The sequence below is a fragment of the Staphylococcus sp. AS1337 genome (assembly GCF_051408735.1).
Lineage (GTDB): Bacteria > Bacillota > Bacilli > Staphylococcales > Staphylococcaceae > Staphylococcus > Staphylococcus xylosus_B.
In genome coordinates this window covers 99,295-112,006 of record NZ_JBOIHZ010000008.1, presented here as the reverse complement: position 1 = coordinate 112,006, position 12,712 = coordinate 99,295, and the positions used below count along the sequence as shown (strand labels likewise).

Annotated in this window: 11 protein-coding genes; 3 read left to right on the top strand and 8 right to left on the bottom strand. The window is 30.5% G+C overall.

From position 1 onward, the window contains the following. Window positions 1–879 precede the first annotated feature (879 nt). From perR to bcp, 3 genes are all read right to left on the bottom strand, one after another. A complete protein-coding gene (gene perR, locus ACSUE0_RS12190) occupies window positions 880–1,332 on the bottom strand; it encodes a peroxide-responsive transcriptional repressor PerR (RefSeq protein WP_017722825.1) in 453 nt (150 codons plus the stop codon). Between the two features lie 94 nt (window positions 1,333–1,426). After that, window positions 1,427–2,377: a phosphoglycerate dehydrogenase gene (locus ACSUE0_RS12185; RefSeq protein ID WP_119614320.1), complete on the bottom strand. Its 951-nt coding sequence runs from the start codon at window positions 2,375–2,377 to the stop codon at window positions 1,427–1,429. A gap of 6 nt (window positions 2,378–2,383) precedes the next feature. Further along, window positions 2,384–2,839 (bottom strand): thioredoxin-dependent thiol peroxidase, encoded by a 456-nt coding sequence (gene bcp, locus ACSUE0_RS12180; RefSeq protein WP_017722823.1) that lies wholly within the window; start codon window positions 2,837–2,839, stop codon window positions 2,384–2,386. 82 nt (window positions 2,840–2,921) lie between these two features. Between bcp and ACSUE0_RS12175 the strand changes: the two genes are divergently transcribed. Further along, window positions 2,922–4,211, top strand: a complete 1,290-nt coding sequence (locus tag ACSUE0_RS12175) for a glutamate-1-semialdehyde 2,1-aminomutase (protein WP_119614319.1) — start codon at window positions 2,922–2,924, stop codon at window positions 4,209–4,211. Between the two features lie 64 nt (window positions 4,212–4,275). After that, complete coding sequence (locus ACSUE0_RS12170; protein ID WP_119614318.1) at window positions 4,276–5,370, top strand: FUSC family protein; 1,095 nt, start codon at window positions 4,276–4,278, stop codon at window positions 5,368–5,370. Window positions 5,371–5,452: 82 nt separating this feature from the next. Here ACSUE0_RS12170 and ACSUE0_RS12165 read toward each other — a convergent pair whose 3' ends face one another. The 3 genes from ACSUE0_RS12165 to mutY form a co-directional block, all read right to left on the bottom strand. Continuing rightward, window positions 5,453–7,189 (bottom strand): ABC transporter ATP-binding protein, encoded by a 1,737-nt coding sequence (locus tag ACSUE0_RS12165; protein WP_119614317.1) that lies wholly within the window; start codon window positions 7,187–7,189, stop codon window positions 5,453–5,455. Window positions 7,190–7,396: 207 nt separating this feature from the next. After that, window positions 7,397–7,939 carry a nucleoside tri-diphosphate phosphatase gene (ntdP, locus tag ACSUE0_RS12160; protein WP_017722819.1) on the bottom strand — a complete coding sequence of 181 codons (543 nt, stop codon included), beginning with the start codon at window positions 7,937–7,939 and terminating at the stop codon, window positions 7,397–7,399. A 67-nt stretch (window positions 7,940–8,006) separates the two neighbouring features. Beyond that, on the bottom strand, window positions 8,007–9,053 hold the full coding sequence (mutY, locus tag ACSUE0_RS12155; protein ID WP_436957553.1) for an A/G-specific adenine glycosylase: 1,047 nt from the start codon (window positions 9,051–9,053) through the stop codon (window positions 8,007–8,009). Between the two features lie 122 nt (window positions 9,054–9,175). On the opposite strand from mutY, the gene ACSUE0_RS12150 reads away from it, so the two are divergent. Beyond that, entirely contained in the window at window positions 9,176–10,153 is a 978-nt protein-coding gene (locus tag ACSUE0_RS12150; RefSeq protein ID WP_119614315.1) for a metal-dependent hydrolase, read from the top strand. Window positions 10,154–10,317: 164 nt separating this feature from the next. Here the strand turns inward: ACSUE0_RS12150 and ACSUE0_RS12145 are convergent, their stop codons facing one another. Both ACSUE0_RS12145 and ACSUE0_RS12140 read right to left on the bottom strand, forming a co-directional pair. Then, on the bottom strand, window positions 10,318–11,157 hold the full coding sequence (locus ACSUE0_RS12145; RefSeq protein ID WP_119614314.1) for a sugar ABC transporter permease: 840 nt from the start codon (window positions 11,155–11,157) through the stop codon (window positions 10,318–10,320). A gap of 9 nt (window positions 11,158–11,166) precedes the next feature. Next, window positions 11,167–12,699, bottom strand: a complete 1,533-nt coding sequence (locus tag ACSUE0_RS12140) for an ATP-binding cassette domain-containing protein (protein WP_436957551.1) — start codon at window positions 12,697–12,699, stop codon at window positions 11,167–11,169. Between the last annotated feature and the right edge of the window lie 13 nt (window positions 12,700–12,712).

Below are 12,712 nucleotides of genomic sequence, written 5' to 3'. Positions count from 1 at the left end.
ATCAAACTCTCCATAAATGAATTATGATGTTTGATTAGCTCATAAAATACTAATTTGTGTTATCTCTAACACTTGTTTTGAACCAACAATTTAATGTTGTGTTCGGAATTAACGTTGACATATTGCAATTCAGTTTTCAATGTTCATTAATGTGTTACAAGAAATTATTTTATCATTAAGTTTTTGTTAAGTCAATGATAATTTTTTTATTTTTTATTAAGTTTGTTTCGTTTTTCTCAACTCAACATTTACTATTATATAACTTACAAATGAGATTCACAAGCGTTAATTTTACACTTTTTAAAATTCATTTTGTTTCAATTGATGTTGCAATGCGTCTTGTTTTGACGACTTTTATATAGTATCAAGATTATTCCATATCGTCAATAATTATTGAGAATCTTTTTAGTTGAATTTTACCTTTATATTCACTATTTAGTAAATAGATGTACATGTTTTTAAAATGGTGTAATAACATTGTATAACTAATTACTCATTTTACTATAATTTCTCATTTTCGCTGGTCAGTAAATGTATTTTCTATATACAATCTATCTCCTATATTTTAAATAATCATATATTTTTAATAATACCTGTTTCTACTTATAGAAAGAATTGAAAACAAAAAGAAACCGAGATATCTAATATCTCGGTTTCTAACTTTGTACAAGACAACAACTAACTGGTACAAGTTGAACTTATTTAACAGTCCATTTAATTGATAATCAATTATAAGCTTAAAGATGCTAAATATCCATTTCAAACATAATTGGTTTTTCTGTGCATAAAAAGTAAATTATTTCCATAATATGTTTACTCACTTTCAATTTAGTTCCTTCATAGCTATTAAATTAATCATTACTTCAACTATGGTTACGATTATTCTTTTTTATCTTGGCAATCTTTGCATAAACCATAAATTTCCATACGATGATGCGTTACATTAAAGTCTGTTACGTGTTGAGCTAATTGTTCTACCTCATCTAGTTGTGGATAATGAAAGTCTACGATTTTACCACAATCTTCACATATAACATGGTAATGATTGTGTGTACTGAAATCAAAACGACTTGATGAATCTCCATACGGTAATTCTTTAACTATCCCTATTTCTTTGAAGACACGTAAATTATTATATATAGTAGCAACACTTATATTTGGAAAATCAGGTGAAAGTGCTTGATAAATTTCATCGGCTGTAGGATGTGACTCTGAAGCAATTAAGAATTTAAGAATTGCTTGTCTTTGTGGGGTTATTCTCACGCCATTATTTCTTAAAGATGCAATTGAATCTTCTAGTTGATGTTCAACTGTTTCCATCTCTGCACTCATTTCCCTCACCATCTTTCTATTTAAGAATTATTATTACTTAATATTAATATAACTGTTAAATTAGGGAAATGTCAATATTCTTAGTTTAAACTCGTTAATATCCACTCTTTGGATCAACTAAATTCTCAATTAGCTTATTATTATTGAGAATAGATGTTAGGTTTTCAATAAAAATCTCTGTTACTTCTGCTTTGTTTTCTGAGTTATTACCAGTAATATGAGCTGTAATCGTAACATTCTCTAATTCATATAGTGGGTTTTCTGAAGTTAATGGTTCATTTTCAAATACATCTAAATATGCATGTCTAATCAATTTTTCATTTAAAACTTCAACTAAAACTTCTTCTTTTACAATAGTTCCCCTACCTACATTAATAAATAATGCTTCGTTTTTCATCAATTCAAAATGATTTTTTGTGAGTAGATGTATTGTTTCATTTGTTTCGGGGAGTGTGTTAACAATAATATCCGCTTCAGATATAACTTTCTTTAAATCTTTAATAGCGTATGTTTTACTAAAGCCATCTACATCATGAGCACTTGTATTTATTCCAAGTACTTCCATATTCATAGTATTAGCTATTTTAGCGGTATTTTGTGCGATACTGCCTGTACCTAGAAATAATAAACGTTGGCCACTTAATCTTTTACCACTCATTTTTGAATCATAATGCTTATTAATTTGATTTAAATAGGAAGTTCTCATTTTTTTATAATCATCTAAGATATATGCAAAGATAAACTCTGACATCTGTTTTGCATGTACACCTTTACCATTTGTAAGTTTTATATTATTTTCGTCAATAAATTTTAACGGAAGTTTATTGACTCCTGTAGAGTACCAGGCTATCCATTTTAAATTTGGACAATCACTTAAAAATGCAGCATCTAAGTCACTATCGTAACCAAACAATATATCTAAAGTTTGTTTATCTTCAGTATTGATACTAGAAACACCCGTTGTAAATACAAAGTCGACATTGGGAAAGCGTTCAATTAAATCAGTTTCTAGATCATCCATCCTCATTAAACTTACAGCTTTCATTTTAAATCACCCCAATATATCTTTTAGTTCTTCTATTTGAGTTTTCACTTTAACTTTATTAATTACATCTATAATAATTCCATTTTCATCTAAAACAAAAGTAGTTCTTACAATACCCATAGACTCTTTACCAAAAGATTTTTTCAATTGGTATACACCAACTTCTTCAGAAAGTTTATAATCTTCGTCTACCAATAAATCAAAATTCAACTCTAACTTATTGCTAAAATTTTGGTGTTTCTTTTTACTATCTCCACTAATTCCATAAACATTTACATTTAATTCATTGAACATTTCAAGGTTGTCTCTAAAATCACAAGCTTCTGTTGTACATGTCGGTGTATTATCCCTCGGGTAAAAATAAAGCACAGCCTTTTTGCCTTTAATACTTTCATTTGATATTAACTCACCATTCTGATTTTCTAATTCAAATTTTGGAAACTGACTTCCTTTTTTTAACATTTCATTCACCCTATTTCTTTTTATTCTTTAATTTATGATACGATAATAGTCGCAAATATTAAATAAAAAGAGGTTGATAACTATGAAATTTACTGAAAGTGAAAATCTTCAGAAATTATCTGATGAATATATTTTAGGTGGTGTTAATTCACCTTCACGTTCATATAAAGCAGTTGGTGGTGGCGCACCAGTAATGATGCGTTCTGGACAAGGCGCATATCTTTATGATGTAGATGGAAACAAATATATTGATTACTTACAAGCATATGGTCCTATTATCACTGGGCATGCTCACCCACATATTACTAAAGCGATTCAAGAACAAGCAGCATTAGGCGTGTTATATGGGACGCCTACTGAATTAGAAATTGAATTTGCCAAGAAATTACGTGGAGCAATTCCTTCATTAGAGAAAATTAGGTTTGTTAACTCTGGTACCGAAGCTGTAATGACTACTATACGTGTTGCACGTGCTTATACAAATCGAACAAAAATCATCAAGTTTGCCGGACAATATCACGGACACTCAGATTTAGTATTAGTAGCTGCTGGTAGCGGCCCATCACAATTAGGCTCTCCTGATTCTGCTGGTGTACCTTTAAGTGTTGCTCAAGAGGTTATTACTGTGCCTTACAATGATATTGACGCTTACAAAGAAGCTATAGATTATTGGGGCGACGAAATTGCTGCAGTTCTTGTTGAACCGATTGTCGGAAATTTTGGTATGGTGAAACCACAACCCAACTTCTTAGAACAAGTGAATGAAATATCACATAACAATGGTAGTTTAGTAATATATGATGAGGTGATAACTGCATTTAGATTCCATTTTGGTGGAGCTCAAGATTTGTATAATGTTTATCCTGATTTAACTGCATTTGGCAAAATTATCGGAGGCGGTCTACCAATTGGTGGATACGGCGGTAAACAAGACATCATGGAACAAGTTGCCCCATTAGGACCTGCATATCAAGCTGGTACGATGGCTGGAAATCCTTTATCTATGAAAGCAGGTATTGCGTTATTAGAAGTACTAGAACAAGAAGGTGTTTATGAAAAATTAGATAACTTAGGTAAACGTTTAGAAGATGGTCTACTTTCATTAATAGAAAAGCATAATATCACAGCGACAGTTAATAGAGTATATGGTGCTTTGACACTCTATTTTACAGAAGAAACTGTAGTCCACTATGATCAGGCGGAAAATTCTGACGGAGAGGCATTCGCTAAATTCTTTAAATTGATGCTAAATCAAGGTATAAACCTAGCACCTTCTAAATTCGAAGCTTGGTTCTTAACAACGGAACATACTGAAGAAGAAATAGATGTAACATTAAAAGCAGCTGATTACGCTTTTAGTCAAATGAAATAAACTTGAATTTTAGCTCCAATCATTGTATAACAAGTATAAATACATTTATTAAGGAGCGGTACATTTGAAATTAGGAGCCCGTATTCTCAAGACAGGTATAGCCATTATACTTGCTTTGTTTATCGCTTCTCTATTACCTGATGAAGCTGGTTTAAAAGCAATCGCTGGAGTCAGTGCAGTCGTTGCTATGCAACCAAGCGTTTTTCGATCTATAAAAACTGTTTCTGACCAAGCGCTTGGTAATGTCGTTGGAGCATTACTTGCTGTAGCAATGGTTACGGTATTTGGAGATAACGTCATAATTATGGGTGTTACTGTCATACTTTTAATTGCTATACTTTTCCGTTTCAATTTAGCACATGTTGCTACATTAGCGAGTGTTACAGCGTTAATTATTATGGGACAGCACTCAGGAGATTTTTATGTTTCTGCATTTTATAGATTTGTACTAGTTATGATTGGTGTAATTAGTTCTTCAACAGTTAATCTATTATTCTTACCACCAAAATTTGAGTCGAAAATTTATTACAACTCCTTGAATATATGTTCTGATATTTTTGTATGGTTTAAACTCGTATTGAACGATACATCAGAATATCACCATATTAAGGAAGATAGAGGTGTAATAAGCGGTCGTATTAAGAGACTTGAACAAACATTTAGTTATTATGAAGAAGAACGACCATTTACTAAAAAACAAGTATATGCGCAAAATCGTAAAAAGATTCTTTTTAAAGAAGTCGTCCGCAGTACTCGTCATGCATATGAGGTACTAAAAAAAATGAATCGCTATCAAAACGATTTACACAATTTAAATCATGAGTTATTACTACAAATTAAATTAGAACTAGATACACTAATTGCATATCATGAACAAATATTTATAAGTCTATCTAAAAAAGCTAAATATGATGTCAGTCAATTTGATAGTCAAATAGAGAATCCACAGAAAAAAGAACTTATGAATGCTTTCCAAAAAGAAATAATTAAAAACCCATATCAAACGGTATACTCCTATGCTAATATTATGCAAATTATATCTGCTATAGAAGAATATCGCTATACACTAGAACACTTAGACAGATTACGCATCAGTTTCTTCTCATATCATAATAACGATAATGAAATTGATATTTTAGATGAAGATTTCGACTTATAAAAAAAGCCCGAGGTTGTGTCATTACAACAGCCTCGGGCTTTTTTATATCATTTATTTAAATCAGCAGCAGAAAAGTAGCATTTTATAGATTTTGTATACTATAAAGATGTTCATAAACACCTTTTTTAGCTAATAACGCTTCATGTGTACCTGTTTCGACAATCTCTCCGTTTTCAACTACCACAATTTTATCAGCATGTGTAATAGTTGAAAGTCTATGTGCAACTATCAATGTCGTACGATTTTCACTTAAAATATTTAATGCATCCTGTATAATAGATTCACTCTCTAAATCTAATGCACTTGTAGCTTCATCTAAAATAATAATAGGTGGGTTGTTTAAGAAAATACGAGCAATAGATACGCGTTGCTTCTGTCCGCCGGAAAGTTTTACGCCTCTTTCTCCAACTTCTGTATCATAGCCTTCAGATAATTCCATGATAAAGTCATGAGCGTTTGCCATTTTGGCAGCTTTTATTACTTCTTCATCTGTGGCATCAGGACGACCTAATAAGATATTCTCTTTTATTGTATCTGAAAACAAGATGTTATCTTGTTGGACTAAACCTATTTGATTTCTTAAACTTCCAGTTAAATATGATTTGATGTTAGTACCATCAATTTTTATTTCACCATCTGTTACATCGTAGAACCTTGGAATCAAATTGATTAAAGTAGATTTTCCTCCACCACTCATACCAACAAATGCCACAGTTTCACCTTGGTTAATTTCTAAATTTATATTATTTAAAATTGTTGATTCTTCTGAGTTATATTTAAAACTTACATCATTTAACTCAATATGCCCTTTATTAATTTCAAGTGGTAATGCACCTTTTTTATTTTTAATGTCATAACCTTCATCCATTAATTGGAAAACACGGTCCATTGAAGCAAAACTTTGTGTCAACGTCGTAAATGAAGATACAAGTCGACGTAACGGACCAAATAATTGCTCTAAATAGCCGACAAATGCAGCCAAAGTCCCAACAGTTATTGAGCCATTGATAGCTAAAAATGCACCTGATCCAATAACAATTAATGGTCCTATATCAGTTACTGTATTAATCGCTGAGAAGGAATAAGCATTCCAACGTGTGTGATTAAATGCTCTTTGCAAGAAATTACGGTTATGTTTATCAAAATTTTGGGCTTCATTATCTTCAATGGCAAAACTTTTAATAACGGACATACCTTGTACACGTTCATGTAAAAAACCTTGAACTTCCGCTAATGCTTGTGATCTCTTTCTAGTTAAACTTCTTAGACGACCGAAGAAAAAGTAAACAGTTAGTATATACACTGGGAAAATCACAAGTGCTGCTAGTGTTAATTTAACATCTAAGAAAAACATAATGGAAAGTGCAATCACAATTGTGATACAGTCCAGCCAGATATTCATCAACCCTGTTAAAATAAAATCTTTTGTTTGCTCGACATCATTGATAACTCTAGATATAACCTGTCCTGCTTGGTTGTTTGCATAAAATCTGGAACTTAATGCTTGTAAATGGTTATAAAGTCTTCTACGTATATCATATAAAATCTTATTGCTTGTCCACTGTGCTAAATATTGTCTTAAAAATTCAATTGGTGGTCGTACAATTACAAAAATAAATACTGCAATTCCCAAAGCAATAGCTAATCTTGTAAATTTCTCTTCTACCGAAATTGAATTATTATTAATAATATCGTCAATAACATATTTTATTAATAATGGAATCAACATCGGAATCCCAAATTTTAAAATACCAACAAGTATCGTAGCAATGATTCGCCATTTATATGGTTTTACAAATTGTAAATATCTACGAATCATATATTTCATTCCTCCCCCAAACTATATAGCAAATGAAACAGCCTACGTTGAGCTATCAACGAGGCTGTAGTAAACGCGTTATCTTAGTTTGCTTATCATTTCATTTGCGCGCATACGATTATTTATATTAAACATGTTTTGCCATGCCTAATTAGCTCATACGCATATCACTATAAATGATAATGTAATTAAAAACATTAAAAGTGCTTAATAATTTCTAATTTTTTTATATCGTTCACGCCAAACTTTTATAAAATCGGGAGCAAACGGACCTTTCTTCTGTTCAATCCATTGTTGTAAAATATCAACATTACGTCTTAAAATCACATCGATATCTGAAGAATAATTCATTTGTCTCATATGCTGTTCATACTCATCTTCATCTAATAAATGATACTTACCGTTTGGATAAACTTTAATATCTAAATCATAGTCAATGTATTTTAACGCCTCTTCATCACAAACAAACGGTGATGACAAGTTACAATAATAATACACACCATCTTCTCTAAACATACATATAACATTAAACCAATATTCAGAATGGAAATAAACAATTGCTGGTTCTCTAGTTATCCATGTGCGACTATCACTTTCAGTAACAAGCGTATGATCATTTCCACCAATTACAACATGTTCCGTACCTTTTAATATAGTAGTTTCAGACCAAACACGATGTATATTACCATCATGTTTATAACTTTGAATCTTAATTGTCTGACCTTCTTTAGGTATGGATTCTTTTACCATGCTCCACACCACCTTTTCTTAATTTCACAATATAAATTATAACATAAGTATGGATTCAACAACGAGTCTAACCATGTGTTGAAATGAATTTAAATATTTTCGACATACTCACAGGAAAATTAAACATTTCTTTCTCATTAACGTGCATCCATGTCATATTTTCAGGTAAATCAACATCCATTTTATTAATTACTTTATTCGCTAAGTATACTTCAATATCCCATGTAATATGAGTAAATTGATGTTTCAATTTATAAATAGGTGCTTGGGAAAATTGAAGTTTTGTATTTAGTTTCGTATTAATATTTTCCGCTTCATCCGCTTCATACATTGGAAATTCCCACATATTATTTAACAATTTCTGCATTCTTTTTTCTATTAGTAATTGATTATCTTCATTTCTAACAATGTATACATGTTGCTTTACATGTTTCTTTTTAATTTTTGTTGTTTTTACAGGTAAGTCCTCGACAGTCCCTTTTTCAAATGCTTCACAATTCTCTTGTACAGGACAAAATAAACACAGTGGATTTTTAGGTGTACAAACTAAAGCTCCTAATTCCATCATAGCCTGATTAAATGTACCAGAATCTTGTTCAACATATGGTTGTAATTCTTTTTCATATGCTTTTCTTGTTGATTGCAATTTAATATCTTTAGTATCATTATTTAACCTTGACCATACTCTAAAGACATTACCGTCTACAGTTGCTAAAGGTAAATTAAATGCAATACTCATCACTGCAGCTTGTGTATACGGTCCCACACCCTTCAATTCACCAAATACTTCTGGTGAATTAGGCACTTGTCCACGATAGTTTGCGTGGACATCTTTAATTGCAGTATGAAAATTTCTCGCTCTACTATAATAACCTAAACCTTCCCAATACTTTAGCACTTCATCTTCTTCTGCATTACTTAAATCTTCAATTGTAGGAAAACGATTAATAAATCTATGATAATAATCTATAACTGTTTTTACTTGTGTTTGTTGCAACATGACTTCACTTAACCAGATATAATAAGGATTTGAAGTTTCTCTCCATGGCATTTCACGTTGATTGATTTCAAACCATGTTACAAGATTGTTTTTAAATTTCTGTTCATTAAACATTTTCCACATCTCTTTCTTTAGTTTAGTAAAAGTTTTTTATGATTAACATAGTATGTTATTTTTAAAATTATGCATATTCGATTATAATGAATATAATATTGACATGAAAAGAGTGAATACTTATGGATACAGGAACACATATAGTCATGGGTATCGGACTCACTGCATTAGCTACCCAAGACCCAGCTATGGCTGGTTCTTTTGCAGCAACAGCTACAACGTTAGTAGTTGGTTCATTAATACCTGATGGTGACACGGTTTTTAAATTAAAAGATAATGCTACTTATATATCCAATCATAGAGGGATAACACATTCAATACCTTTTACAATTCTATGGCCTTTATTAATCACACTTTTCATTTTCACATTTTTTAAAAATGTAGATACTACACATGTTTGGTTATGGGCTCAACTTGCTGTATTTCTTCATGTATTTGTAGATATCTTCAATTCTTATGGTACACAAGCCCTTAGACCCATTACTAATAAATGGATTCAGTTAAGCGTAATCAATACTTTTGATCCTATTATTTTCATATTATGGTGCGTAGGAATATTATTTTGGTTAATTGGTATTCATCCATATGTCGCTTTCTTCCCTATCATCGCTATTCTTGTAGTATATTATATGATACGTTTTAGAATGCAAGCGATAATTAAACAACAAGCATTGAAACAAATTAAGCAAGAACATAACCCTGTAAAAGTTTTTGTAGCACCAACTATTCGTTTTATGCAATGGCGTGTTGCTATTCAAACTGAAAAACACGATTATGTAGGAAGAAGTTACGGACGTAATATAGTCTTCAGTGATAAAGGTAAACGGCAGTCATTTACTAATGATGATTTAATGCAATATGTAAAAAATGATAAAAACATAAGAACTTTCCTTAATTTTTCTTCTATTTATCGTTGGCAAGCCAAAAAATTAGAGGATGGTACTACTGAAATAAGGCTAGTTGATTTACGCTATTTAAAAAATGGTCACTATTCTTTTGTTGCTATTGCTCACTTAGATAAAAATATGCAGATAGACCATTCATACATTGGTTGGGTATTTAGCGAAGATAAATTACAACGTAAATTATTTGCAAAGTAAAAATCAATATTTCATTAATAAAACTGGAGGCACACGTTATTTTTTAACGGTTGCCTCCAGTTTTCTGTTTCATTTACAAATATTATTTTTAAAACAACGAAAATAATACTTTAAATTAGAAGTCATCTATAATTTGAATTTTCCATACTATTAAGGTTATACATTTAATATTCTGGTGTATGTTGTTCTTCTTCATTTTGTTGATTTTCTTGTGTTGTCTCTTCCTTATTTGAAAGTGATTCCGCATAAACATATTTTTTATGTGCTATTATTCTATACAATGCATAGATAAATACACACATAATTGCTAAAAACAAAACAAAATATAAATGATATGGAATATTATTCAAACTCAATGCACCTAACACTACAGATTGTGAAATACCTTCAACCAAATAGAACAAAGGATTCAACATTAAAATATGCAACCATATGGAGGTGTCACTGTTAGGAATAAAAATAATTGGTACAGTAAAGAACATAATGAATGTAACAACATAGAATATGATATCAACTTTACTTTGTATGATTGAAATTAAACCTAAAAGAGTAGATATAACTACTATAAACAGCATAGTCATAACAACATAAAATAATGCAGAATAAATAGAACTTTCAATATTAACAGGCGTTGCTAAGATAATAATTATGAGTGTAATAAACATAGTTATACTTGTAACAATCGCAATAAGAATATTTTGGTAAATAGGGTTTAAATTAAATAATTTCACTATAAAATAATCGGTTTTAAATGTGTTATAGCTTTGGTATATCGCAATCCAAATAAACACAAAACAGACTAATGAAGATAATCTAAAATAACCACGTGCTTGCTTAATTTCTTCAGTACCACTTAAGTGAAATATCAACATCATTATAAGTAACATAGCAATGCTTACCACAAACGGTATTACTAACCACATCCACTTTGACTTCAAATGATGATATGCATGTTTCATTAAATATGGCGTATTTTTAAAATAGCTAATCATACTATCAATCATCTTTTACACCTACAATTCAATATAAATCCATTTATTATTCTTTAAATCTGCCATGAAAAAACCATCGCCTGATTTAGTAATCCAGAAGTTATTTTCAATATCAAATTTGTCTTTCAATTCTTTTTTATCTTTAATAGGGAAAGTGAAACCAGTTAATTTATTTTGATCGTCAAAAATCATAGCAATTGGTTGTTGTACAATTGGTACATTAAAGCGATTATCTTTCCCGTTTTCAGGTACAAGTGAGTCTGTTACTTTATTATGCTTTTTATGCAAATGACTGTTAAAAAACTCATTGTAATTACTATAATTTGTATGCATATATGGTGATAATGATTTCAAACTATGCTCTTCAAATAATCCCGCTGGATCAAAATAGCGTAATTTATTTTTGGCAATTTTATAATTGGTATTATCTACAACAACACGGTAGTTTTTAGAATTTTCACCAGTGATAGTTACGAATGAATATTGATCTGCATTCATTTTCTTACCATTTTTCATGTTCTCTAAATTAACAGCATCATTTAATACAATACCATACGCCAATTTCTCTTCATATGGATTTTTCTGTTGATTTTGAATAGAAGCCTGGTCTTGATTTTCACCAATCTCAAGTTTACCTAAATCATTAAACATCAATAATGCCATAAATAACAGACCCATAAAGAAAACCGTAAACAAAGTCCAAAAACGAACCAACGCAACAGGTGGCTTTGCATGTTTATAACGTTCAATTCTTCTAAAATTGTAAGTCAATTCTGGAATTCTTGTTCTACTTTTTTTCCAGTCCACATCAAAATTGTCTTTCTCTTCTTCACTCTTTAATGATTGTCTATCCTTTTCATGTTCTTTAAACATAGGCAATACTTGTTTGATTGAACCTTCCATTCTTAATTGTCCGTGGGAAATCCATGCTAAATAATTACTAGCTCTTGAAATACGATTTATATCATCATCTATCATAACTATTGTTAAGTTATTATTTATGTATTCATCTGTTAATTCAATTGCTTTTTCAAAATAACTTTCATCCAAATTATGTAAGATTTGATTCATGATAATAATGCTAGCTTTAGACGTTCTAGCTAACGTAAATTGCAATTGAGCATACTGTTGATCGGTTAAAGAATTAATTGGTGCATTTGTTACATCATGAAGATGTGAAAACTTTATTATTTGTTCTACTTTATGTTCAGAAGTGTTGTATTGGAATAATGTAATTGCATTTTTTACATAATCATTTACAGATAAAGATAACAACGATTTATCTTCGATATCCGCGAAAAACATATCTGTCTTTCTCACAACTTTACCCTTATCTGGTTTGATTTCACCGCTCAACAAACGACCTATCAATGATTTAGAGGAATCGATTTCACCAATTATACCTAAGGCTTCACCTTGATAGATATGTAGGTTAATATTATTCAATTCTATATCTTCTGCATCATAACCAAAGGGTTGATACCATTTTTTGGATTTTCTATTTCTATAATAATGCGTTACATTCAGTAACTTTAATATAATTGAACTACCCATCCTATCTTCATCC

What these genes read in the sequence shown, in the direction of transcription:
- perR (WP_017722825.1), bottom strand. Translation starts at nt 1,332, where the DNA reads ATGAGTGCAGAGATGGAAACAGTTGAACATCAACTAGAAGATTCAATT.
- ACSUE0_RS12185 (WP_119614320.1), bottom strand. Translation starts at nt 2,377, where the DNA reads ATGAAAGCTGTAAGTTTAATGAGGATGGATGATCTAGAAACTGATTTA.
- bcp (WP_017722823.1), bottom strand. Translation starts at nt 2,839, where the DNA reads ATGTTAAAAAAAGGAAGTCAGTTTCCAAAATTTGAATTAGAAAATCAG.
- ACSUE0_RS12175 (WP_119614319.1), top strand. Translation starts at nt 2,922, where the DNA reads ATGAAATTTACTGAAAGTGAAAATCTTCAGAAATTATCTGATGAATAT.
- ACSUE0_RS12165 (WP_119614317.1), bottom strand. Translation starts at nt 7,189, where the DNA reads ATGATTCGTAGATATTTACAATTTGTAAAACCATATAAATGGCGAATC.
- ntdP (WP_017722819.1), bottom strand. Translation starts at nt 7,939, where the DNA reads ATGGTAAAAGAATCCATACCTAAAGAAGGTCAGACAATTAAGATTCAA.
- mutY (WP_436957553.1), bottom strand. Translation starts at nt 9,053, where the DNA reads ATGTTTAATGAACAGAAATTTAAAAACAATCTTGTAACATGGTTTGAA.
- ACSUE0_RS12150 (WP_119614315.1), top strand. Translation starts at nt 9,176, where the DNA reads ATGGATACAGGAACACATATAGTCATGGGTATCGGACTCACTGCATTA.
- ACSUE0_RS12145 (WP_119614314.1), bottom strand. Translation starts at nt 11,157, where the DNA reads ATGATTGATAGTATGATTAGCTATTTTAAAAATACGCCATATTTAATG.
- ACSUE0_RS12140 (WP_436957551.1), bottom strand. Translation starts at nt 12,699, where the DNA reads ATGGGTAGTTCAATTATATTAAAGTTACTGAATGTAACGCATTATTAT.